This window comes from Sphingopyxis sp. H073 (genome assembly GCF_001468395.1).
GTDB lineage: Bacteria > Pseudomonadota > Alphaproteobacteria > Sphingomonadales > Sphingomonadaceae > Sphingopyxis.
On record NZ_LNSG01000005.1, the window covers coordinates 304,988 to 327,736 of the forward strand.

Annotated in this window: 29 protein-coding genes; 27 read left to right on the top strand and 2 right to left on the bottom strand. The window is 67.1% G+C overall.

Annotation, left to right across the window (positions count from 1 at the left end; all coding sequences use genetic code 11):
* The first annotated feature begins 1 nt into the window (after window position 1).
* The 22 genes from ATE64_RS12035 to ATE64_RS12135 all read left to right on the top strand — a co-directional run bounded on the left by ATE64_RS12035 (window position 2) and on the right by ATE64_RS12135 (window position 15,377).
* Window positions 2-1,465: a phage tail sheath C-terminal domain-containing protein gene (locus ATE64_RS12035; RefSeq protein ID WP_058456173.1), complete on the top strand. Its 1,464-nt coding sequence runs from the start codon at window positions 2-4 to the stop codon at window positions 1,463-1,465.
* A gap of 60 nt (window positions 1,466-1,525) precedes the next feature.
* Window positions 1,526-1,894, top strand: coding sequence for a phage tail tube protein (locus ATE64_RS12040; RefSeq protein WP_058456174.1), 369 nt, complete (start codon window positions 1,526-1,528; stop codon window positions 1,892-1,894).
* The gene (locus ATE64_RS12045) at window positions 1,894-2,187 is read left to right on the top strand and encodes a phage tail assembly protein (RefSeq protein ID WP_058456175.1); all 294 of its coding nucleotides are present in this window, start codon (window positions 1,894-1,896) and stop codon (window positions 2,185-2,187) included. Before ATE64_RS12040 ends, ATE64_RS12045 begins: the two co-directional genes overlap by 1 nt.
* 131 nt (window positions 2,188-2,318) lie before the next feature.
* The gene (locus tag ATE64_RS12050; RefSeq protein WP_058456176.1) at window positions 2,319-3,827 is read left to right on the top strand and encodes a tape measure protein; all 1,509 of its coding nucleotides are present in this window, start codon (window positions 2,319-2,321) and stop codon (window positions 3,825-3,827) included.
* Entirely contained in the window at window positions 3,827-5,107 is a 1,281-nt protein-coding gene (locus tag ATE64_RS12055) for a DNA circularization N-terminal domain-containing protein (RefSeq protein WP_058456177.1), read from the top strand. Before ATE64_RS12050 ends, ATE64_RS12055 begins: the two co-directional genes overlap by 1 nt.
* Window positions 5,100-6,170: a phage baseplate assembly protein gene (locus ATE64_RS12060; protein ID WP_058456178.1), complete on the top strand. Its 1,071-nt coding sequence runs from the start codon at window positions 5,100-5,102 to the stop codon at window positions 6,168-6,170. Before ATE64_RS12055 ends, ATE64_RS12060 begins: the two co-directional genes overlap by 8 nt.
* Window positions 6,167-6,709: a phage baseplate assembly protein V gene (locus tag ATE64_RS12065; RefSeq protein WP_197410140.1), complete on the top strand. Its 543-nt coding sequence runs from the start codon at window positions 6,167-6,169 to the stop codon at window positions 6,707-6,709. Before ATE64_RS12060 ends, ATE64_RS12065 begins: the two co-directional genes overlap by 4 nt.
* Complete coding sequence (locus ATE64_RS21675) at window positions 6,706-7,020, top strand: hypothetical protein (RefSeq protein ID WP_156416579.1); 315 nt, start codon at window positions 6,706-6,708, stop codon at window positions 7,018-7,020. The genes ATE64_RS12065 and ATE64_RS21675 overlap by 4 nt, the downstream gene beginning before the upstream one ends.
* Window positions 7,017-7,469 carry a phage GP46 family protein gene (locus tag ATE64_RS12070; protein WP_058456180.1) on the top strand — a complete coding sequence of 151 codons (453 nt, stop codon included), beginning with the start codon at window positions 7,017-7,019 and terminating at the stop codon, window positions 7,467-7,469. Before ATE64_RS21675 ends, ATE64_RS12070 begins: the two co-directional genes overlap by 4 nt.
* Complete coding sequence (locus tag ATE64_RS12075) at window positions 7,466-8,518, top strand: baseplate J/gp47 family protein (RefSeq protein ID WP_058456181.1); 1,053 nt, start codon at window positions 7,466-7,468, stop codon at window positions 8,516-8,518. The genes ATE64_RS12070 and ATE64_RS12075 overlap by 4 nt, the downstream gene beginning before the upstream one ends.
* Window positions 8,515-9,195, top strand: coding sequence for a putative phage tail protein (locus ATE64_RS12080; RefSeq protein ID WP_058456182.1), 681 nt, complete (start codon window positions 8,515-8,517; stop codon window positions 9,193-9,195). The genes ATE64_RS12075 and ATE64_RS12080 overlap by 4 nt, the downstream gene beginning before the upstream one ends.
* Before the next feature lie 10 nt (window positions 9,196-9,205).
* Window positions 9,206-9,877 carry a hypothetical protein gene (locus ATE64_RS12085; RefSeq protein WP_058456183.1) on the top strand — a complete coding sequence of 224 codons (672 nt, stop codon included), beginning with the start codon at window positions 9,206-9,208 and terminating at the stop codon, window positions 9,875-9,877.
* 10 nt (window positions 9,878-9,887) lie between these two features.
* Window positions 9,888-10,391: a phage tail assembly chaperone gene (locus tag ATE64_RS22100; RefSeq protein WP_058456184.1), complete on the top strand. Its 504-nt coding sequence runs from the start codon at window positions 9,888-9,890 to the stop codon at window positions 10,389-10,391.
* Window positions 10,388-10,945, top strand: a complete 558-nt coding sequence (locus ATE64_RS12095; protein ID WP_058456185.1) for a host-nuclease inhibitor Gam family protein — start codon at window positions 10,388-10,390, stop codon at window positions 10,943-10,945. The genes ATE64_RS22100 and ATE64_RS12095 overlap by 4 nt, the downstream gene beginning before the upstream one ends.
* Before the next feature lie 5 nt (window positions 10,946-10,950).
* The gene (locus tag ATE64_RS12100) at window positions 10,951-11,313 is read left to right on the top strand and encodes a hypothetical protein (protein WP_058456186.1); all 363 of its coding nucleotides are present in this window, start codon (window positions 10,951-10,953) and stop codon (window positions 11,311-11,313) included.
* A complete protein-coding gene (locus ATE64_RS12105) occupies window positions 11,310-11,636 on the top strand; it encodes a hypothetical protein (protein WP_058456187.1) in 327 nt (108 codons plus the stop codon). The genes ATE64_RS12100 and ATE64_RS12105 overlap by 4 nt, the downstream gene beginning before the upstream one ends.
* Window positions 11,637-11,647: 11 nt before the next feature.
* Window positions 11,648-11,959 (top strand): hypothetical protein, encoded by a 312-nt coding sequence (locus tag ATE64_RS12110; protein WP_058456188.1) that lies wholly within the window; start codon window positions 11,648-11,650, stop codon window positions 11,957-11,959.
* A complete protein-coding gene (locus ATE64_RS12115; protein ID WP_156416581.1) occupies window positions 11,952-12,317 on the top strand; it encodes a hypothetical protein in 366 nt (121 codons plus the stop codon). The genes ATE64_RS12110 and ATE64_RS12115 overlap by 8 nt, the downstream gene beginning before the upstream one ends.
* A 4-nt stretch (window positions 12,318-12,321) precedes the next feature.
* Window positions 12,322-13,209 (top strand): hypothetical protein, encoded by an 888-nt coding sequence (locus tag ATE64_RS12120; protein ID WP_058456190.1) that lies wholly within the window; start codon window positions 12,322-12,324, stop codon window positions 13,207-13,209.
* A 1-nt stretch (window position 13,210) separates the two neighbouring features.
* Entirely contained in the window at window positions 13,211-13,588 is a 378-nt protein-coding gene (locus tag ATE64_RS12125) for a hypothetical protein (RefSeq protein WP_058456191.1), read from the top strand.
* 69 nt (window positions 13,589-13,657) lie between these two features.
* Complete coding sequence (locus ATE64_RS12130; protein ID WP_058456192.1) at window positions 13,658-14,350, top strand: hypothetical protein; 693 nt, start codon at window positions 13,658-13,660, stop codon at window positions 14,348-14,350.
* Between the two features lie 184 nt (window positions 14,351-14,534).
* Window positions 14,535-15,377 carry a DNA adenine methylase gene (locus ATE64_RS12135; RefSeq protein ID WP_331458613.1) on the top strand — a complete coding sequence of 281 codons (843 nt, stop codon included), beginning with the start codon at window positions 14,535-14,537 and terminating at the stop codon, window positions 15,375-15,377.
* Window positions 15,378-15,695: 318 nt separating this feature from the next.
* Here the strand turns inward: ATE64_RS12135 and ATE64_RS12140 are convergent, their stop codons facing one another.
* The gene (locus ATE64_RS12140) at window positions 15,696-16,043 is read right to left on the bottom strand and encodes a GntR family transcriptional regulator (protein WP_058457206.1); all 348 of its coding nucleotides are present in this window, start codon (window positions 16,041-16,043) and stop codon (window positions 15,696-15,698) included.
* Window positions 16,044-16,114: 71 nt separating this feature from the next.
* Entirely contained in the window at window positions 16,115-16,696 is a 582-nt protein-coding gene (locus ATE64_RS12145; RefSeq protein ID WP_058457214.1) for a nitroreductase, read from the bottom strand.
* A 188-nt stretch (window positions 16,697-16,884) separates the two neighbouring features.
* On the opposite strand from ATE64_RS12145, the gene ATE64_RS12150 reads away from it, so the two are divergent.
* The 5 genes from ATE64_RS12150 (at window position 16,885) to ATE64_RS12170 (ending at window position 22,597) form a co-directional block, all read left to right on the top strand.
* Window positions 16,885-18,507 carry a peptide MFS transporter gene (locus ATE64_RS12150; protein WP_058457205.1) on the top strand — a complete coding sequence of 541 codons (1,623 nt, stop codon included), beginning with the start codon at window positions 16,885-16,887 and terminating at the stop codon, window positions 18,505-18,507.
* Window positions 18,508-18,510: 3 nt separating this feature from the next.
* Window positions 18,511-19,926, top strand: coding sequence for an amidohydrolase (locus ATE64_RS12155; RefSeq protein ID WP_082657723.1), 1,416 nt, complete (start codon window positions 18,511-18,513; stop codon window positions 19,924-19,926).
* Window positions 19,923-21,224, top strand: a complete 1,302-nt coding sequence (locus ATE64_RS12160) for an amidohydrolase family protein (RefSeq protein ID WP_197410141.1) — start codon at window positions 19,923-19,925, stop codon at window positions 21,222-21,224. The genes ATE64_RS12155 and ATE64_RS12160 overlap by 4 nt, the downstream gene beginning before the upstream one ends.
* Window positions 21,225-21,360: 136 nt before the next feature.
* A complete protein-coding gene (locus tag ATE64_RS12165) occupies window positions 21,361-22,053 on the top strand; it encodes an NnrU family protein (RefSeq protein ID WP_331458614.1) in 693 nt (230 codons plus the stop codon).
* Between the two features lie 7 nt (window positions 22,054-22,060).
* Window positions 22,061-22,597 carry a DUF1003 domain-containing protein gene (locus ATE64_RS12170; protein WP_058457203.1) on the top strand — a complete coding sequence of 179 codons (537 nt, stop codon included), beginning with the start codon at window positions 22,061-22,063 and terminating at the stop codon, window positions 22,595-22,597.
* Window positions 22,598-22,749: the final 152 nt, after the last annotated feature.

Sequence of the window (22,749 nt, forward strand, 5' to 3'; positions counted from 1 at the left end):
CATGATCAGCTTCAACCAGATCCCGGTCAGCCTTCGCGTTCCCGGCGCCTATGTCGAATTCGACAGCAGTCGCGCCGGCGGCGGCCTTCCCGCACTGCCCAACCGCGTGCTCGTCATCGGACAGAAACTCGCCGCCGGTACCGCGCCGTCGCTGGTCCCGCAGCGCATCTTCGGAACCGCCCAGGCCGAGCAGCTGTTCGGCAAGGCCTCGATCCTCGCCCGCGCGATCGGCGCGTTCAAGGCGGCGGACCAGTCGAGCGAGTGCTGGGCGATCGCGCTGACCGATCTGGCCGGAGGTACCGCCGCCACCGGCACTATCACCGTCACCGGCCCGGCCACCGCCGCGGGCACGATCGCGCTGATGATCGCGGGCCAGAAAGTACCGGTCGGCGTGGCGAACGCCGCCGCCGCGGCGACCGTCGCCACCGCGATCGCCGCCGCGATCAACGCGAAGACGACGTTGCCGGTGTCGGCCGCCGCGGTCGGCGCCGTGGTCACGCTGACGTGCCTGCACAAGGGCACGGCGGGCAACGATATCGATGTTCGCCACAGCTATTACCAGGGCGAGGCGCTGCCCGCCGGCATCGGCCTGGCCATCGTGCCGATGGCCAACGGGGCGGGAGATCCGGACTATGACGCGCTGGCCGACGCGATCGCGGACGGCGATTACCGCACCTTCATCCTCGCGCACCACTCGGCGCCGGTGCTGACGTCGGTCGAGACCGAGCTGCGCGACCGCATGGGGCCGACGCGGATGCTCGAGAGCTTTTGCTGGACCGCGAAGCGCGGCGACCTTGCCAGCCTTGTCGCCTTCGGCCCGACGCGCAACAGCGAGTTCGTGAGCATCATCGGCACCGGCGTCTCGCCGACGCCGACTTGGGAATGGGCGGGCAATTACGGCGCGGTCGGCGGCTACTACAGCGCGATCGACCCGGCGCGCCCGCTCCAGACGCTACGCCTCGACCAGGTGCTGCCGCCGGCGGAGAATGTCCGCTTCGGCCGTGCCGATCGCGAGGCACTGCTCGCGGTGGGCATCGCGACCTATGCGGTCGGCGGCGACGGCAGCGTGACGATCGAGCGCACGGTCACCAGCTATCAGAAGGACGCCTATGGCCAGCCGTCGACGGCTTTCCTCGACGCCGAGACGACGCTGACCCTGTCCTACATTCGCGTCGCGGTGCGGTCCCGCTTCCTGTCGAAGTTCCCGCGCCACAAGCTCGCCGACGATGGCACCCGCTTTGGCGCCGGGCAGTCGATCGTCACGCCGTCGACACTGCGCGCCGAATATGTCGCGCTGTTCCGCGAGCTCGAGGAGGCGGGGCTGGTCGAGAATATCGACCAGTTCAAGGCCGACCTGATCGTCGAGCGCGATGCGGCCGACCGCAACCGCGTCAACGCGCTGCTGCCGCCCGACCTCGTCAACCAGCTGCGCATCCACGCCAGCCAGGTCCAGTTCCGCAGCTGAAGCAATCGCCGCTGAAGCGGGCGTGAGCGCCCTCTTTGCGGCCCATAAGAGGAGTATCAGATGGCCAATCCCAACCAGGTCGTCGGCCAGGCGCGCATCAAGGTCGACGGCGACACGCTCGACACCGATGGTGAAAGCACGCTCGAGCTCGGCGGACCCGTCCGCGAGGCCCAGCGCGGCGATTACCAGGCAGGCGCCTTCAGCGAGAAGACCGCCGAATCAAAGCTGACGGTGAAGATCCTCGTCAAGCGTGGCACCAGCCTGACCGCGCTGCGCGACATCGACAACGCGACGATCGATTTCCAGACCGACACCGGACAGAGCTTCCTGATCCGCAACGCCTATGTCGCCGAAGTGGTCAGCCTGTCGACGAGCGACGGCAAGGCCGACCTCGTGTTCCAGGGCCCGCCGGCCGAGGAGCTGAGCTGATGCCGGACACCTACATCCTAAAGCACCCGATCACCGAAAAGGGGACAGGCGCTGTCATCATCGGCGAAGTCGTCGTCCGCCGCCCCAAGGGCAAGGACATGAAGGCAGCGGATAAGGCCGAGAGCGACTTTCACGGGTCGATGGTCCTGATCGACCGGCTTTGCTCGCTACCCGGTGGCGGCGACGTGCCGGCGAATTTCTCGGACGAGCTCGACGTAGAGGATCTCGACGCGCTGGGGGAGCTTGTAACGGCCATGCTGCCCGGTGGCCGGAAGACTGGCGCGACCACCTAGGGTTGCTCGCGGCGCGCTTCGGATGGTCGCCGGGCGCGCTGATGGATCTGGAATGGGACGATGTCGAGCTCTGGCTCGACCAGGCCGAATGGACCGCCAAGGCGGAAGCCGGCGAAAGGGTGGAGCGTTAGATGGCGCTGAAGTTCGCCATGATCGTGGAAATGGTGAACCGGCTGTCGAAGCCGGGGCGCGAGGCGCGCCGCGATCTGCGCGAGCTGGGCAAGTCGGCGCGCGATCTCGGGCGCGCCGGCGCAGTCGCCGGTCGCGGCATGGACAAGGCGTCGCGGTCGGCCGACACGATGCGCAACCGGCTCGGCGCGCGTTTGTTCACCAGCGTCCGCCGCCTCGCGGGACCGATGGGCCTGCGGGCGGTCGAAAAGGCAGGCTATGCCACCGGACGCGCGATCGGCTTCACTATCCGCCAGCTCGGCGGCCTCATGGTGCGGGCGGGCCAGTTCACCGTCGCGATGGGCGCACTGGCGACCGGCGCCCTGTTTGGCGGCGCGATCACCAACACCGCCGATTTCGAGCAGTATCAGATCATGCTCGAGGGGCTGGAAGGATCGGCGACGAAAGCAAGGCAGTCGCTCGATTGGGTGCGCAAGTTCGCCAAGCGCACGCCCTATGAGCTTGACCAGGTCATGCAGGCCTTCGTGAAGCTGAAGGCCTATGGCATCGATCCGCTCGACGGTTCGCTCGCCGCCGCCGGCGACGCCGCCGCCGGCATGTCGAAGGACGTGATGCAGGCGGTCGAGGCGCTTGCCGACGCACAAACCGGAGAATTCGAGCGACTGAAGGAATTCGGTATCCGCGCCCGCGTCGAGGGCAACCGGGTCGCCTTCACCTACATGAAGAACGGCAAGGAGATCACCCGCCAGACGTCGAAGAGTGCGGCGGAGATGAAGGACGCGATCACCGGCATCTGGTCCGACCGATTCGGCGGCCAGATGGATCGCCAGGCGGGCACGATGAAAGGCATCCTCGCCAACCTGAAGGACGGCTGGACCGACTTCACGCTGCGCGTTGGCCAGGCGGGCGTGTTCGACAAGGTGAAGGCCAAGCTTCAGGGCGTGCTCGAGTGGTTGAACGGCAAGCTGGACGACGGCTCGATCGACCGCTGGGCGAAGATGATCTCGGATCGGCTGGGCAAGGTCGTCGACAGCATAAAGGGCGTCAACGACGCCGATATCGGCAGTTTCATCAGCGACCTCGCCTCGGTCGCGAAGGCGTGCGTCGAGATCATCCGTCTGCTGGGCAAGGTCGCCAACGCCGTGCGCGCAATCGACAGTGCCTGGGCGAACTTCGACAAGCAGATTGACCGTTGGCAGCTTGGCGGCGCCGGTTGGGGCGATTATCTGCGCGGCCGCACCACTCTATTCGATTTCGGCGCCCCGTCGCGGGCACCCGCCAAGGCCACCGCCAAGCCGGCTGCGCGTGCGCCGGCCCGCGGCGTCCGCACCCAACCCATGAACCCCGCGTTCCTGCGAACGCCGGGCGCGCAGAAGGTCTCGGTCGGCGGCGCGATGGAGGTTCGGATCAAGGCCGATCCCGGCCTTACCGCCCGTCCCGGCAAGATGACCGCTGCGAATGCCGCGGTGCCGCTGGTCTATCGCGGCGGCGCGATGGTGAGCCGCGGCTGATGGCAATCGTTCCCCAGCAAGCGCCGGTACCGGCGCCCGCCGGCGAGACCCCTACGTGGCGCGATCGCTATGTGCAGGGCAGCTTCCGCGGCGTCCCCTTCAAGACCGAACAGCGCGAGCAGACTGGCGGGCGCCGGGTCGCGCTCAACGAGCTGCCGTTCCGCGACGATCCGGTCGGCGAGGATCTCGGTCGCAAGGCGCGCGACGCGCAGCTCGACTGTTTCGTCATCGGCCCCGATTACATGGACCGGCGCGACGCCCTGATCGATGCGCTCGAGGCATTCGGCCCCGGCACCTATGTCGATCCCTGGACCGGAAAGCAGAGCCAGGTCTATTGCGATGACTATCGCGTCGTAGAAACGACCGAAGAGGGCGGCATGGCCCGCTTTTCGATCCTGTTTCGCGAGAGCGGCGCCGCCAAGCCGATCGCATCGAGCGTCGACACCTCGGCTCTGTCGCAGTCGGTCGCCTCGTCGCTCACCGCTGATCTTCCCGTCCAGTTCGCCGACCGCTTCTCGATCGACAAGGCCGCGGGCTTCGTCGAGGATGCCGCCACCAGCCTGGTCGAGGCCGCAGCGATCGCGGCCGAGCTTGGCGCGGCGTCCTCGGGCGGGCTCGGCCAGGCGCTGCGCAGCTTCGAGACCGGCCTGCGCCTTCTTCCCGGCGGTACCGCGTCGCTACTTCGATCACCGCTTGCGCTGGGGCAGTCGATCGTCGGCCTTGTCGCTGCGGTCGCCGCGCTGTCGCCAGCGCCGCGCGCGCGGCTGCGCACGCTTGAGCCGCTGGCCCGCTACGGGGCTGGTTTGGACGCGGTGCCGCGCGCGACGCCTGCGCGCACACGGCAGGCCGACAATCAGGACGCCTTCGTCCACCTCGTCCGCGCCGCCGCCGGCGCCGAGCTGGTCAGCGCCGTCGCGGCGATCCGCTGGACTAACCAGCGCGACGCCACCGCGACGCGCGATCGCATCGCCGCAATCCTCGACGCCCATGCGCTGTCGGCCGCCGACGCGGGCGAGGATCTGCGCGCCGAACAGTTCGACCGGCTGCGCACCGCGCTGTCGCGCGATATCGGTGCCCGCAGCGCGGGGCTCGCCCGCGGCTATCGCTACACCCCGCGCGCGACTGAGCCGTCGCTGGTGATCGCGCAGCGCCTGCATGGCTTCGGCCGCACGATGGAAAGCCAGGCCGACGCGATCGTCGCGATGAACCGAGTACGCCATCCCGGCTTCGTCCCCGGCGGCGCCGCCCTCGATATCGTTGCGGAGGTGCGCAATGGCTGACCCCGCCGCCCCGCCGCGCGCCTCGCTGAAGATCAACGGCCAGCGCTATGAAGGCTGGACGTCGATCCGCATCACGCGCTCGATCGAGAGCCTCAGCGGCGAATTCACGCTGGAGATCGTCGTCCGCGAATATACCGATGCCCCCCGCTGGCCGCTCCGCACCGGCGACGCCTGCATCGTCGAGATCGACGGCGAGACCGTCATCACCGGCTTCATCGACGACATCGCGCCGCAGATCGACGATCGCGGCTATGGCATCACGGTCAGCGGCCGCGATCGCGCCGGAGACCTGGTCGACTGTTCGGCGATCGCCAAGCCGGGCAGCTGGACGGGCAAGAGCATCGAGGCGATCGCCGCCGAGCTGGCCAAGCCCTTCGGCATCGATGTCGTCGCGCGCACCGACACCGGTGAGAAGGTAAAGCGCTTCGCCCTGCAGCAGGGCGAGACCGTGCACGCCGCAATCGAGCGCCTGGCGCGCTATCGCGGCCTGCTCGCCGTGTCGAATGCCGCGGGCCAGGTCGAGCTGATCCGTCCGGGCGCCGGCGAAATTGTCGCGCAGCTCGTCGAGGGTGAGAATATCCTGCCGAACAGCAGCGCCCAGCACAGTGCGCGGGATCGCTTCAGCGACTATGTCGTCAAGGGGCAGGCATCGGGCGATGACCAGGTCAACGGCAAGACCGCGGCCTCGATCAAGGCCGAGGCCCGCGATCCCGCTATCACCCGCTATCGCCCGATGCTGGTCATTGCGGAGGATCAGTCGACCCCCGCCAACCTGCGCAAGCGCGCCGCCTGGGAAGCGTCGACCCGCGCCGCGAAGGCACAGCGCGGGACGATCCCCGTCGCCGGTTGGCGCGCCCCCAACGGCCAGCTCTGGCGGCCCGACCTTCGCGTCGGGGTCACCGCGCCCTTCCTGAAGATCGAGGGGACGATGCTGGTGACCGAGGTCGCGCTGGTGATGGACGAGCGCGGCACGGTGACCGAGCTCAGCGTCACGCCGCCCGAGGCGTGGAGCCTGCTGCCCGTTTCCGAGAGCGCGGACGCATCCGCAGTGGGGGCACCATGATGGAGGCCGTTCGCCGTGCGATGGCGCCGCTCGCCGGGCGCATCGAGCTGATGATCGGGCGCGCCGTCATCGCGGCCGTGAACGACGGTGCGCAGGCGCAGGCGCTCCAGCTCGAGCTCCTCGCCGACGAGGTGCAGGATGGCGTCGAGCGCTTTCAGGGCTACGGTTTCACCAGTCATCCGCACCCCGGCGCCGAAGCGCTGGTCGCCTTCGTCGGCGGCACGCGCAGCCACGGCGTCGTCGTCCAGGTCGAGGATCGCCGCTACCGCGTGAAGGGGCTTGCCGAGGGCGAGGTCGCGATCTTCGACGATCTGGACCAGATCGTCGTGCTGAAACGCGACGGCATCCGCATCGAAAGCCCGAACAAGGTCACCGTCGAGGCGCCCGAGGTCGAGGTCATCGCCGAAACCGTGACCGTCGAGAGCGACGATATCCGGCTCGGCGGCGCCGGCGGCGCCAAGGTCGCGCGGATCGGCGACGACGTCGACCTGGGAACCGGCAAGATCATCAGCGGCAGCGACAAGGTGACGGCGGAATGAGCGGGAAGACGCCAAACAGGGCGAGCCGCAGGGCAAACCGATCTCGCCAGCCGTGCCGTTCTTCCTACCGATGGGAAGTCGAGAAAGGCGACGCATTCGACGATGCCGCCGCCCTGATTAGCAAAATGACGTGTCACGTGTTCAAGGGAAAGCCGTCCCAGATTATTGGAACGCGCGAACGTGCCGGTGGCCGAGTTCTCGGACTGAAGGCGACCTATGGTCGCGGCGAGACGGTCAGAATCCGCTTTCGCAAGGATGGCAGCTACAGCGTCGAATTCGGTCTCTCAATCGCCACGAAGGTGGCGAAATGACCGACATCGCGCTCCTCTGGTCGAACGAGAGCTTCGGCGGCGATATCGCGGTCGACGGCGGCCGCCTGGTCACCGACGACGGCCTGCGCACCGCGATCATTGCCTCGCTGTTCACCGACGCCCGCGCCCGCGCCGACGATCCGCTGCCCGACGAGGGCGCAGATCGCAGAGGATGGTGGGGCAATGCCCATTCGCCTGTCGCGGGGCGGGAGCTCGGTTCGCGCCTGTGGCTGCTCGGCCGCGAAAAGCTGACCCCGCCCGTCGTCGAGCGTGCCCGCGGCTACGCGGCCGAGGCGCTCGCCTGGCTGAAGGACGACGGCATCGTGTCGGCGCTCACCGTCGAGGCAGCGCGCATCGGCAACCAGCTGCTGGCGCTGAAAATCGTCGTCGACCGCCCCAGCGGCCCCGCGCGGCAGGTTTATGATTTCGTGTGGGAGGCCAGCCTGTGAGTTTCATTCGTCCGACGCTGACCGCGCTGATCGAGCGCATCCGCGCCGATCTCGACAGCCGCCTGCCAGGCGCCGACAGCCGCTTGCCGGCCAGCGTCCTCGACGTGCTCGCGCGGTCCTACGCCGGCGCCGCAAGCGGCCTCTATGGCTATGTCGACTGGCTCTCGCGCCAGATCCTGCCCGACACCGCCGACGAAGAGCTTCTCGGCCGCCATGCCGCGATCTGGGGCTTGACGCGCAAGGGCGCGGTTGGCGCCGCGGGCAATGTCGGCCTGACCGGCGTGCAGGGCACAGCGGTGCCGATCGGCACCTCGCTGCTCCGCGAAGACGATGTCGAGTTCGTCACCACCGCCGCGGTCAACCTTGGCCTGGGCACGACGATCGTCCCGGTCGAGGAGGTTGCGGGCGGACCTGCCGGTAACACCGCGTCGGGCACCGTGCTGCGCTTCACCGCGCCGATCGCGGGCGTCAACGCCGGGGCGGCGGTGCAGGCGCCGGGGCTGACCGGCGGCGCGGCCGAGGAGGATGACGAGGCGCTGCGCACCCGTCTTCTCGCGCGCATCCGCACCCCGCCGACAGGCGGATCGGCGGGCGATTATGAACGCTGGGCGCTGGAGGTGCCCGAGGTGACGCGCGCATGGGTGTTCCCGCAGTGGATGGGCGTCGGCACGGTCGGAGTGACCTTCGTTCTCGACGGCCGCGAGGATATCCTGCCCCAGCCCGCGGACCTTGACGCGGTAGAGGCGTGGATCGAGCCGCGCCGCCCGGTCACGGCCGACCTTGTCGTCTTTGCGCCCGACCCTTTCCCGATCGACCTTCGCATCCGGCTGATCCCCGACAGCGCCGAAACGCGCGCCGCCGTCGAGGCCGAGCTGCTCGACTTCTTCGCCCGCGACGCAGAGCCCGGCGGCACGATCTTCATTTCGCGGCTGCGCGAGGCGGTGTCGATCGCCGCGGGCGAGGTCGCGCATGATCTGGAGCTGCCCGAGCTCAACACCACGGCGCCGGCGGGCTCGCTGCCCGTGCTGGGCGATATCGAGTTCCTATGAGCACGGCCCCGTCGACCAGCCAGATCGCGCCGCACAGCGCGCATGCCTATCAGGCGCAGCTCGCCGCGCTGCTGCCCCACGGCCGCGCCTGGCCGCGCGAGGATGGCAGCACGCTGATGCAGCTTGCCCACGCGAAGGCGGAGGAGCTGGCGCGCATCGACGGCCGCGTCTCCGATCTCCTCGAGGAGGTCGACCCCCGCACCACGCTCGAGCTGCTCGACGACTGGGAACGCGTCGCCGGCCTGCCCGACAGCTGTATCGCCGCGCCCGATTCCATCGCCGAAAGGCGCGCCGCCATCCAGTCGCGGATCACGGCGATCGGCGGCCAGACGGTCGGCTATTTCGTCGACCTGGCCGCGACGATCGGCTTCGCGATCACGGTCGACGAATTCCGGCCCTTCCGCGTCGGAAGCGGCGTCGGCGACCGGCTTTGCGGTGAAGGCTGGGCGCATGTGTGGCGGGTCAACGTCCAGCCGCCCGCCGCCGACGCCGGCTTCGGGCTTACCATCCGCTATTTCCGTGTCGGGCAGAGCGCGGTCGGCGAACGCCTCGTCGGCTTTGGCTCGCTCGACCTCGAATGCATCATCCGCCGCGCGGCGCCGGCGCATTCCACCGTCATCTTTGCTTACGACATCGATCCCGACCCCATCGTCTGGTTCGATTTCACCCTGCCTTAAGGAGGCCAAAATGCAGCGTATCGCCGGACCCGGCCATGTCGACAACCGCTTCAGCGAAGGCAATCCGAACATCGGGCAGCAAGCCACGATGGTCACCGCCGCCTTCATGAATTCGGTGCAGGAGGAGATTGCCCGAGCGTGTGAGCTCGCCGGTATCGCGCTCGACCCTGACAACAACGAACAGCTCTATGCCGCCATTCTCGCGATCGCGGTCGGCGCTGCGGGCGCCGGCGGCGGCGCGGTACCGACGACGCGCACCGTCACCGGCGCCGGGCTGGCGACGGGCGGCGGCGATCTTGCCGCCGATCGCGTCATCACCGTGGCCAAGGCGAGCGCGGCCGAAGTGCTGGCGGGGGTCAACGATACCAAGGCGGTGACGCCGCTGGCGCTTCAGGGCGGCGCGGGCGGCCGCCTGCTCGCCGGCATCGGCTATGTCACCATCTTCGGCTTCATCATCCAGTGGGGTACCTACAGCGTCGGCGCGAACAGCTCGGTCAGCGTCACCTTCCCGACGACTTTCCCCACGATGTGCGTCCACGCCGACGTCGCCGGCGGCCGCCTCGACTATGGCGCCCAGGACAACAATCCCGTCGTCAGCGGCAAATCGGCCAGCGGCATGACCGTTTTCAACGCGACCGACGGGGTTGGCGTAACCGGCACCTATCTGGCCATCGGCTACTGAGGAGATCGACATGGACCATTATTTCAGCCCCTCGACCGGCGGTTTCTATAACGAGGCGATCCACGGCGCGCGCATGATCGCCGAGACGCTGACCGAGCGGCAGATCAAGGCCGGCCGCCAGCCGAAGTTCCTGCCCAACCCGCTGTGCCGGATTCCGCCCGATGCAAAGCTGATCAGCAAGGCCGAATGGGAACGGCTGATGGCCGCGCAGGGCGAGGGCAAGGTTATTGCCGTGCAGGTCGATCGCGTCGTCGCCATCGATCCCGCGCCGTCGACCGCCCAGGAACAGATCGCCGCGATCCGCGCCCGCCGCGATCGCCTGCTCGCCGCGACCGACCCGATGGTCACCGTGCCCGACTATCCGATCGCCGACGATCGCCGCGCGGAACTGCTCGCCTGGCGCGCCGCGCTGCGAGACTTTCCCGCCGAGGTCGAGCCGTTGCTCCCGGCCGACACGACGAACCTGTGGCCGCCGCGTCCGCTGTGGCTGGGCGAGAATGGAGAACTGCTATGAGCCGCCGCAAGCAGGCCGCCTTGGCGGTACCCGCGACCGACGAGGGCGCGATCGCGCTGATCGCCACCTATGGCGAGGTCGAGCGGACGATCCGCATATCAGCCGAGGAAGCCGACAGGATCGCCGCGGAAGCGAAGGCTGTTCACGACGCGCTCGTTGCCGAATGTGCCCCGCTTCAGCGTGAGCGGTTCGCCGCGTTGAAATCATGGTGGGAAGCCGGGGGCGCCGCGCGCATGGCCGGCAAGAAGCGGTCGGCCGAGCTCGCCGGCGCGAAGATCGGCACCCGCCTCGGCAACAAGTCGGTGCGCCTGCCGCGCGGCACGAAGGTCGAAGCGATCGTCGAATATCTCCGCAGCCTGCGCTGGATTGGCTCATCGCGCTTCGTCCGGACGAAATATACGCTCGACAAGGACGCGATCATCGCTGCCTGGCCCGACGAAGCCGACACCCGCAAGGTTTTTGAAGACCAGGGTGTCACCGTCGCCCAGGACGACGAATTCTTCATCGACGTCGGCCCGGCCGAGGCGGCGATCGCCGCGAACAAAGCCGACTGATCGAGATGTCGACGATCCCTTCATTGAGGCGCGGCGAGACCTGGACGATCCTGCTCGACGACGTTGATGGCACAATCGCTGCCGACGTCGTGGCGATTACAGCCGATCTGCGCCGGGGAATTCTCACGCCACCGAAGGTTCATCCGGTCGGCAAGCCGAAGGTCGCTTCCTTCGAAATAGCTGCGCGCGCTTCGGAGGGGCAAGGCGATCCGGCTGGGTGGACGCTGACCCTGTCGGACGAGGCGAGCGCCCTCGTTCCGGCGGGCGGTTATGTCGTCGACGCGCGCCTGACCTTCGCGGGCGGGACGGTGCTGGTCACCGACCCGCTGCCGATCCGTTGCGTCGAGCCCGCGACGGTGCCGGCATGACGTGCGCCGCGAACCTTCGCTGGCGCGTTCCCGCGACCTGCACGACGGCGGCGGCCGCCGCGATCGGCCCAGCTGGCCGATCGGCAACATGGATCGAGGGGACGCTGGGCGACGGCGTCGCCGCCGAATTCACGATCACCCACGACCTGGGGACGCGCAACGTCGGGGTCGAGGTCATCGAGAATGCCCCGCCTTATCGGACGCGCATCGCCAACGTCGAGCGGCCGACCGACGACACGGTCAGGATCGTCTTCGGCACCCCGCCGACCGTCAACCAGTATCGCTACATCCTGCACGGCCCGCCGGGCCCGGCAGGGCAATAAGGAGACTTAGAGTGCACAAGATTGTTTTCGATCGCCGGTACAAGCATGGCCGGATCGACTATCAACCAGGCCCGACCTACGGGTTCGAAGACCCTGACGCCGCGCCCTTTTTCAAGGCGCTGGGCATCGCGGCCGACAGCGACGGCGAGGCCGACGTCATCATCACGATCGGCGAATGCGACGTCCATCCCTGCACCGTCTGGGGCACCGGCCCCGACAAAGGGCGTTTCGTGATGCCCGAGCGGGCCGCCGCGGCGCGTGGCCTGACGATCGAAGAGGCCCAGGCTTTCGTCTGGGACGGAGTGGAGAACCTCGATGCCTAAATGGATGAACGACAGCGGCGCCGACGCGGCGCTCAACTGGTGGACCGACGCCGATCGCATGACGGCCTGCTCGGCGCAGCCGGCGACCTATGCCGAAGGCAATGCGACCTATGCGCTTGCCGATGTGGTTCCGACCTTCGACGCGCTTGCGAACGGCGATACGAGCGGGCGAAAGCGCGGCATTCAGGCAAAGTCGGCTGTCGTCGTCGACGTGTCGGGTACGGTGAACGGCATCGCGCTGTTGAAGACCGGGGACACGACGCTGCGATATTTCACGACGACGACCCCGCAGGCCGTCGTCAATCCGGGCACCGTCGACATCGGCGCCTGGAAAATCGAAATCGCAGATCCGGCGTAGTTCGATGTCCTTCCTCCTCGACATGGTGAAGGTCAACGTGACGTCGACCGGCACCGGCACCCTGACGCTCGGAACGGCGATCGCCAGCTTTCTGACTATTGCGGGCAGCGGAGGAGTTGACGGGCGAGAATATTCTTATGTGATCGAAGAGGGTTCGGCGCGCGAGGTTGGCTGGGGGGTGGCCGGATCGAGCGGCACGACGCTGACCCGTAATTGCCTGCGCTCGACAAACTCGAATTCGCCGATCAGCCTGTCGGGCTCGGCGATCATGTATATCTCGCCCAACACCCGTGATTTCGATCAGTTGCCGGGATTGAAGACCGCCTATCGGTCGGGGATGATGTACGGCCCGTCTGGCTGGGTCCAGACGAACGATGCCGACGCTCCCGTCGCTGACCGGATGCAGCTTGTTCCGTGGCCGATCCTGCGCCGGGTTTCGATCAAGAGCCTGCATTTCTACATGGCGACGGGCGCGACCACTGGTCACAAGACGCGCATCCTCATTTATCGCATGGGGCCAAATGGCCACCCGCTCGGCGCACCGGTTTACGACAGCGGTGCCCTGACCACGGAAACCGCAAGCACCGACATCGATATTACCGGCCTTAGCCTCATTCTGGAGGCTGGCATGTATCTGGCGTGTTTCTGGGCCAACAACGGCACCTACCGCTTCGGACGGTGCAATGGGACTACAAACGCCGTGATGATGGCCATAGCAGCCGGCGCCTTGCTCCGGGGCGGTGGTTTCGGAGCGGGGATGGTGGCCAATGCAACGTTCACCGGGTCCGCTCCGACGTTCACCGACACCGCGAGCGAGATGTATTCACCGATTGGCGGGGAGCCGTCCTATTTGGGCGCGGACGCGCCTTGCCTGACGTTCAAGGTGACCTGACATGAGGCTCGAATTTACCCCCGAAGGGACGATGCTCATTGCCGACGATGGCACGCGTCGCGAATTGAAAGAGGGCGAGGATCAGGAGACGGTCGCGGCTGCATTTCGTGCCGAGCATCCCGACAAACCGGGGCCCGTCCCGCAAAGCGTCTCGCCCGCTGACTTCCGCATTGCGCTGGATCAGATGGGGCTGCTCGACGAGGTGGAGGCCTATGTAGCGACGCTGCCCAAGGCCGCGCAGATCAAGTGGCAGTGGGCCGTCTCCATTGACCGCGACAACCCGTTGATCGCCGCCGCCGCGCAGTCCGAAAACTGGTCGGTCGAACAGGTCGACGGGGTGTTCCGACTGGCAGGCTCGCTGGCGAGCTCGCTGGCGTGACGATGCGCGCGATCCGCATCCAGCAGGTCGCGCTGATGATCGCGTTCGCCCTGATCGCGATGCTCTGACATGCTGGGCTTGTATCCGCTTGGCGGGGCGGCGCTGGGGGATGACGGCGCCCCCACGACGCCGACTGCCACGGTCGGCAGCGCGGCCCATGCTCATACGGCGACCAGCCCGACGCTCGGCGCGAAATCGTCGGTATCACCTGCTGACGCAGCGCACGGCCATGCCGCGACGTCGCCGACGCTCGCGGCGAAAAGCAGCGTATCGCCCGCGGCCAGCGGGCACGGGCACAGTGCGACGACGCCTACCCTCGCCGCAAGGAGCTCGATCGCCCCGGCAGACAGCGCGCATGGGCATGCCGCTAGCGCTCCGACGATCGCCGCCAAGAGCGCCGTAGCCCCAGCTTCGGCCGTACATGGGCATGAGGCATCGCAGCCGAGCGTCGGCGTTGCGGGCACAGTATCGCCCGCCAGCGCCCTTCACGGCCACGCTGCGACATCGCCCGCGCTCGCGGCGCGGACCAGCGTGGTCGTGGCAAGCGGCGGACATGGCCATCTCACGACCTCGCCGATCCTTGCGGCCCGCTCGATCGTCGTGCCTGCATCCGCGCTTCATGGCCACGTCACCACAATGCCGCTGGTCAAGCCGCCATCATCGGAAGGGGCAATGTACGTCGGCGCAATGAGCGAGGCCGAATTGTTCGTCGGCACCGAAGGCGCGGCCGATCTGTATGTCGGCGCGGGGAGTTTTTTTTGAGATGACCGGGCTCGATGCGCTCCTGGCGCGACGAAGCACGGAATGCCGCCTGCTCCTTTAAGGGGGAGGCAACGGGCGCGCCAACGCCCGTCACCGCAGGGTTTGGGCCCCGCACCTCGCGATGCCGCGGCATCGCTCCGTTCCCCCGCCGGCCAGCCGGCAGGGGCTGCGATAGGTAGCGAATGTGAACGAAGAATTGACGCATATGGAGCCTGTGGCTCCGACCCGGCCCGTCGCCGGATACATCGGCGGGAAGAAGAAGCTGGCGCCGCGCTTGGTCCAGATCATCAACGCCACGCCGCACGATCTCTATGCCGACGTCTTCATGGGCATGGGCGGCGTTTTCCACCGCCGCGATCGGCGGCCCAAGGTCGAGGTCATCAACGATATCTCGCGGGATGTCGTCACGCTGTTCCGCATCTTGCAGCGGCATTACCAGCAGTTCCTCGACACGCTGAAATGGCAGCTCGCGAGCCGGGACGACTTCGAACGGCTGATGCGGGTCGATCCGGATACCCTGACCGACCTCGAGCGCGCGGCTCGCTTTCTGTATCTCCAGAGGCTCGCCTTCGGGGGCAAGGTCACCGGCCGTAATTTTGGCACGACCAAGACGGGGCCGGCGCGCTTCGACCTGACAAAGCTGGTGCCGCTGCTGGAGGCCGCGCACGATCGGCTTGCGCGTGTCCATATCGAGCGCCTTCCGTTCGATCAGCTGATCCGGCGCTATGATCGCCCAGGCGCGCTCTTCTATTGTGACCCGCCTTATTTCGGCAATGAGGACGACTATGGGGAGGGTGTCTTCTCACGCGCCGATTTCACCCGTCTGAGAGACCTCTTAGAAGCCGTCGAAGGTCGCTTCATCCTGTCGATCAACGACCGGCCCGAGATCCGCGAGCTATTCGCCTGCAGCGCGATCGAGGAGGTGGAGCTGGACTATACGGTCAGCGGCAAGGCGACGGCGGCGCGGGAGCTGATCATCACTGGCGGCAAGGGCGCCGCGGCGCTACAGGGTGTCCATGAACGGTGATGCCAGTGCTCCAGAACCTCTTGTCCGAGACTCCAGAACCTCTCGCCGCGCTACAAGCAGCTGCGGCCGTTCGTCTCCCCTCCCGCGGGCGGGAGGGGTTGGGGGTGGGCCGGCGACGGTGCGGTTATGCCCACCCCGCTGCGGCTAGCCAGCAAGCTGGCAAGCCTCGCTGCCCCTCCCGCCTGCGGGAGGGGAGGTTATGACTTTTCGCGTCATCCCGGACTTGATCCGGAATCCACTGGAGCGCGGACCTTCTAGACCCCGGATCACGTCCGGGGTGACGAAATTCCGCTCACCACCGCACGGCAGAAAGAAACGTCAGGCCTCGGTCAGGTCGAGCAGGGTGCGCGCGTCGAGGCCGATGCGGCGCATCTGCTGCGCGACGGGCGGCCAGACGTTGGTCAGGAAATCCTCGCGCATCAGCGTGCGCAGCCGGTCGGTCGCGCCATCGGCGACGAACATGCCGACCCCGCGCTTTACCGTAACGAGCCCTTCGTCCTGAAAGGTCTGATAGGCCTTCGCAACCGTCAGCGGGTTCGCGCCCTCGTCCGCCGCGAGCGACCGCACCGACGGGAGCATATCGCCATCGCTGTATGTGCCATCAAGGATGGCGTTGGCGATCACGTCGCGGAGACGCTGATAGACGGGTTTGGACTGATCGAGCATGGCGCCTTAATGCCATAAGACAGCAGCACAGTCAAATCGCGAAAATTAGCAAAACATCGTCAACATTGAAATTAAATATCCCAAGCGCTTACGACGTCGTCATATTCGGGTCGCGGACGCTCCGAGAGGTCGGCGGCGGCGGTTCCGAAGAAGAAATAGCCGACGATCGTGTCGCCGTCGGCGACTCCGAAAGCTTTCGCCACATTGGGGCTGTACGCGGCCCAGCCGGTCAGCCAGCTGCCGACGAAGCCATGCGCATGCGCGGCATGGAGCAGATTCATGCCGACCGCGCCCGCCGACATCTGTTGTTCCCAGACCGGAATCTTCGCACCCGGCACCGGGGTCGAGATCAGCACGACGAGGCTCGGCGCCTGATGCGCGAACTGGTCGAGCGCCGACAGGTCCATCCCCGCGGCACCGGGATTCTCCGCCACCCATGCGTCCTTGAGCACGGTGGCGAAACGCTCGCGCCGGTCGTCGGCGATCGTGACGATGCGCCACGGCGCGAGCTTGCCATGATCGGGGGTGCGCAAGGCGAGGGCGATGATGTCATGGAGCTGCCCGGCGTCGGGGCCGGGGGCGACCATGTCGCGTGCCTTTCCCGAGCGGCGGGTGGCGAGGTGTGCGCGGAGCGAGGAGGTGTCGTTGAACATGCAGCGCATTTGGGCGCCTTTGCACGCTTTCGCAAGTGTTGCGAACGGTTCGCAATAATTTTGACGGCAAGCGCAACATAGTTTCACGCGCAATTAGATTCTTCCCTTGAGCAATTTTCGCGCTAGGTTGCCCCATTCGCGCGGCGGAAAGCCGCGGCAAAAACATCCGGGAAAAGGGACGCGTTTCAATGAAATCTATGGGTATGTGGGACGAGGGTGACTGGATCGCGGTCATCGCACTCGTCGTCCTCGCGGTGTTTCTGAGCATCGGTGCGCTGATCGCCGGCAGCAAGAAACCGGAGTTCGCCGGCCATCCCAAGGGCCTCTACATGCTCTTCTTCGCCGAAATGTGGGAGCGTTTTTCCTATTACGGCATGCGCGCGATCCTGATCTTCTACCTGACCCAGCACTGGCTGTTCAGCGACAGCAAGTCGAACCTGATCTACGGCGCCTATACCAGCCTCGTTTACATCACCCCGGTTCTCGGCGGCTATCTCGCCGACCGGTACCTCGGCCAGCGCAAAGCCGTGCTGTTCGGCGGCCTGCTGCTCGCAGCGGGGCATAGCCTGATGGCGGTCGAAGGGGGCGGAGGGCAGGAGGACGCGACGATCAACGTCTTCTGGGCCGCGCTCGCCTTCATCATCGTCGGCTCGGGCTTCCTCAAGGCCAATATTTCGGTGATGGTCGGTCAGCTCTACCGGCTCACCGACGTCCGCCGCGATGGCGCCTATACGATCTTTTACATGGGCATCAACGTCGGCGCCGCGCTCGGCACGATCCTCGTCGGCTATCTCGGCCAGCGGATCGGCTGGGGCTATGGCTTCGGGCTTGCCGGTATCGGCATGCTCGCCGGTCTCGTCGTCTTCGTCCTCGGCAAGAGCGCGCTCCTCGGCGCCGGCGAGGCGCCCGCGCCGCTCGCAAAGTCGCGCGAATGGACACTTTACGGCATCGGTTTTGCCGCAGTCGCGGTGATCTGGGCGCTCGTCCAGTATCAGGACGTCATCCAGTCGCTGCTCGCGGTCTCGGGCATCGCGCTGCTCGGCTATGTCCTTTACGAAAGCTTCAAGCTGGAGAAAGAGCCGCGCGAGCGCATGTTCGCCATCCTGTTCCTGATCGCGCTCAACCCGCTGTTCTGGGGCCTGTTCGAACAGGCGGGCGGGTCGATGAACCTGTTCACCGACCGCTATGTCGACCGCGGCGCGGTTCCCGCCTCGATCTTCCAGTCGATCAATCCGATCTACATCATCCTCTTCGCCCCCTTCTTCGCGGGGCTGTGGCAATGGCTCGGCAAGCGCGGCATGGAGCCGTCGGCCCCCGCGAAATTCGGCATGGCGCTGGCGCAGATGGGGCTTGCCAACCTCGTCCTCGTCTGGGGCGCCGAAGCGTTCGGCGTGGCGGCGATGACGCCGGTGCTGTTCGTCTTCCTCTATTATCTCCTCGCCACGACCGGCGAGCTCTGCCTCAGCCCGGTCGGCCTGTCGGCGATGAACCGGCTGGCGCCGTCCTATCTCGCGTCGCTCATCATGGGCGCGTGGTTCTATATGACCGCGGTCGGCAATTTCGTCGCCGGCAAGATCGGCGAGGCGACCGGCGGCCATGGCGGCGAGATGAGCAAGGCCAAGCTGCTCGAAATCTATGAGATGTTCGGCTGGATCGCGATTGGCGCCGCGGTCGCGGTGCTGCTGGTCAGCCCGATCGTCAAGCGCTGGATGCACCTCGACACGCTGCGCGACCGCGACGAGGGCCTGGCCGGTGTCGGCGAGGCCGAGCCGCAGGCCGCGGGCATCCACCCCGAACCGAAGGGGGCGTAATCGATGGTCGGGAGCGTGAAGGGCGGCCTGCTGGCTGCGGTGTCGCTGGCGCTCGTCGGCTGCGCGGCGGGCGGCGAGGCGCCGAAATCGGCGGGCGACAAGCCCGCCACCGCCGCGGCCGAAAAGCCGGTCAAGTTCGACAAGGATCCCTATCCCTCGACCTACAAGGGATATCCGACGCGGCTGACCGTCGTGAAGGGCGCGACGATCTTCGACGGCGAGGGCGGGCGGTTCGACAATGGCACGGTGGTGCTGTCGAGCGGCAAGGTGCTGGCGGTCGGCGGCCCCGATCTGGAGGTGCCGACCGACGCCGATGTCGTCGACGGGACGGGCAAATATGTGACGCCGGGTGTGATCGACATCCACAGCCACCTCGGCGACTATCCCTCGCCGGCGGTCGACGCGCATTCGGACGGCAATGAGGCGACCTCGCCCACCACGCCCGAGGTGTGGAGCGAGCATAGCGTCTGGCCGCAGGACCCGGGCTTTACCCGCGCGCTCGCGAATGGCGGGGTGACGACGCTGGAGATCCTGCCGGGCAGCGCCAATCTGATGGGCGGCCGCTCGGTCGTGCTCAAGAATGTGCCCGCGCGCACGATGCAGGGCATGAAGTTCCCGGGCGCGCCGTACAGCCTGAAAATGGCGTGCGGCGAAAATCCGAAGCGCGTCTATGGCGCCAAGGGGCGCATGCCCTCGACCCGCATGGGCAATCTGGCGGTCAATCGCCAGACCTGGGCGAAGGCGGCGGCCTACAAGAAGAAACTCGACGAGGGGAAAGCGGTCGACCGCGACCTGGCGATGGAAACGCTGGCTGGCGTGCTGTCGGGCGAGATTCTGGTGCAGAACCACTGCTACCGCGCCGACGAAATGGCGATCGTCATCGATATGAGCCACGAGTTCGGATACAAGGTGGCGGCGTTCCACCACGCGGTCGAGGCGTACAAGATCGCCGACCTGCTCAAGAAGGAAGGCATTTGCGCCGCGATGTGGGCCGACTGGTGGGGCTTCAAGATGGAAGCCTATGACGCGGTGCCCGAGAATATCGCGCTGATGTACAAGGAAGGCGCCTGCACGATCGTCCATTCGGACGATGCGAACCAGATCCAGCGGCTCAATCAGGAAGCCGCGAAAGCGCTCGCCGCGGGCCGCCGCATGGGGATGCAAATCAGCGACGAACAGGCATGGACCTGGCTCGCGATCAACCCGGCGAAGGCGCTCGGCATCGGGGACAAGACGGGCAGCCTGAAGCCCGGCAAGATGGCCGACGTCGTGCTGTGGAACGGCAATCCGTTCAGCGTCTATACGCGGCCCGAAAAGGTCTGGATCGACGGTGCGCTGATGTTCGACGCGATGGACCCGAAACGGCGTCCGGTGACCGACTTCGAGCTCGGCCAGCCGGGCGAAGGGGATGTGAAATGATGCGCGCACTCCTTCTGTCCGCCGCCGCGCTGGTCGCGCTTCCCGCTGCGGCGCAGGACGTCGCGATCACCAATGCGAAGCTCGTCATCGGCGACGGCAGCGCGCCGATCGAGGGCGGCACCGTCGTCGTGCGCGGCGGCAAGGTCGTCGCGGCGGGCCGCGGTGTGGCGGTGCCTGCGGGGATCGAGCGCGTCGATGCGGGCGGCCATTATGTGACGCCGGGCATCGTCGCGGCGTTCAGCCGCGTCGGGCTGGTCGAGGTCGATGCCGTTGCCGGCACCAACGATCGGTCGGCGACGCGGTCGCGCTTCTCGGCGGGGCTCGATATCGCGCCCGCGCTCAACCCGATGGGATCGCCGATCGCGGTCAATCGCGCCGCGGGCGTGACGCGCGCGATCGTCGCGCCGGGCAGCAGCAGCAATTTGTTCGCCGGGCAGGGCGCGGTCGTCGACCTTGGCGACGACAACGACATGGTGACGCGCCCGCGCGCGCTGCAGTTCGTCGCGTTCGGCGAGGACGGGTCGGCGAAGGCCGGCGGCAGCCGCGCCGCGACCTTCCTGCTGTTCCGCGAGCAATTGCTGGCGGCGCGCAGCTATGCCCGCAACCCGGCGACGCTGGCCGAATGGAGCAATGATTCGCTGATCCAGCGCGCCGATGCCGAGGCGCTGGTGCGCGTGATCAATGGCACGACGCCGCTGTTCGTGCGCGTCGACCGCGCGGCGGATATCCTGAACGTGCTGAAGCTCAAGGGCGAATTCCCGGCGCTGAAGCTGGTGCTCGTCGGCGCGACCGAGGGCTGGCTGGTCGCGCGCGATATCGCGGCGGCCAAGGTGCCGGTGCTGGTCTCGCCGCTCACCGACCTGCCCGGCAGTTTCGAGCAGCTCGGCGCGACGCAGTCGAACGCCGGGCGGCTGAAGGCGGCAGGGGTCGAGGTGTCGGTCGGCGTGTTCGACGACGACGATGCGCACAAGATGGGATATACCACCCAATATGCCGGCAATCTGGTCGGGCTGTCGAAGCTGCCGGGCGCGAGCGGGCTGACATGGGATCAGGCCTTCGCCGCGATCAGCAGCGTGCCCGCGAAGGCGGTGGGGATGGACGGCGCGATCGGGTCGCTGCGCGCGGGGCGCGCGGGCGATATCGTGATCTGGGACAATGACCCGCTCGAACTCGGCAGCCGTCCGACGATGGTGTGGATCGATGGCAAGCGCCAGTCGCTCGTCACGCGGCAGGACCGGCTGCGCGATCGCTACCTGACCCCGACCGAAGGGGCATTGCCGAAGGCATATGATCGGTGATTATAATGGTTGCGGGCGTTCGTCCCCATTTCGTCATCGCGGCCCGTCGACTGCGCGGGTGAGACCCCGGCCTTCGTCGGGGGTGACGATTTGAAGGGAATGGCGCCAAAGGGAGAGGGGGCGTCCAATGCAACCCATGTCGCTTTTGATCACGACCTGCGCGCTGTTCGTCGGTTCGCACCTGCTGCTGTCGCATCCGATGCGTCCTGGGCTTGCCGGGCGGCTTGGCGAGCGCGGCTTCATGATCGTCTATTCGATCGTCGCGATCGCCACCTTCGTCCTGATCGTGCAGGCATGGCGCGGGATGCCGCCCGAGCCGCCGCTGTGGGCCGTCGACGATCCGCTTTGGATCCTCGCGTCGCTGCTCGTCCTGGTCGCTAGCATCCTGTTCATGGGATCGCTGATCGGCAATCCGGCGATGCCGGCGCCAAACGCCGCGGCCGCAGCGCAGGCGGCGCCGCGCGGCGTTTTTGCGATCACCCGGCACCCGATGATGTGGGGGTTCACCCTGTGGGCGCTCGCGCACGCGCTGGTGATGCCGACGCCGGGGCAGATCGTGCTGTCGGCGACGATCGCCTTCCTCGCGCTCGTCGGATCGGCCGGACAGGATGCGAAGAAGGCGCGGCTGATGGGCGACAGTTGGAGGCACTGGGCGGCGCGGACCAGCTTCGTGCCTTTTGCGCGCCAGGTTGCAGGTACGACGCCGTGGGGCGATGCCCTGCCGCGCGGCCATGCGCTGCTCGGCGGGATCGTTCTGTGGCTTGCCGCGACATGGGCGCACGGCGCGCTGGGCTTCATGGTTGCCGGGATATGGCGCTGGGTGGGATAGGAGGTGCATGAACAGCACCGCGCATCTCAACGATTTGTCGCTGCGGCTGCTTGGCCGCGCCTATGACGATCTGGATATAGAGGAAAGCCGCGTCCTCGAGGCCATCGCCGCACGGGCCCCCAGCAGCCGCGATGCGGCGGACCTTGGCGACGCGCAGGCGAGCCGCGGCGACCGGCTGGCCGATCGTGTCGCGGCGGTCGGCGGTTCGTGGGGCTTCATCATTGTCTTCACGCTGGTGCTGTTCGGCTGGATGCTGCTCAATTCGGAGGTGCTGCAGCGTTTCGGGCTGGCGTTCGACCCCTATCCGTTCATCTTTCTGAATCTTATGCTCTCGACGCTCGCGGCGGTGCAGGCGCCGATCATCATGATGAGCCAGAACCGGCAGGCGGCGAAGGACCGGCTGACCGCGAGCGTCGATTATGAGATCAACCTGCGCGCCGAGCTGGAGATCATGCGGTTGCACGAAAAGCTGGACCAGATGCGATTTCATGAGCTGCGCGAGAAGGTCGACGAGCTTTGCGACCGGCTGGATCGGAAGGAGTAGGCGGGAAGGCGGCTTCGGGGTGGGAAGCTGATGTATCAACTGCGTCGCCCCCGCGCAGGCGCGGGCCGCCATCGGCCTTTTCCTGCGCCGCAGCTTAAACCGACAGCGGCCCCCGCCTGCGCGGGGGCGACGGCTTATTTCGGTCGCTAGCG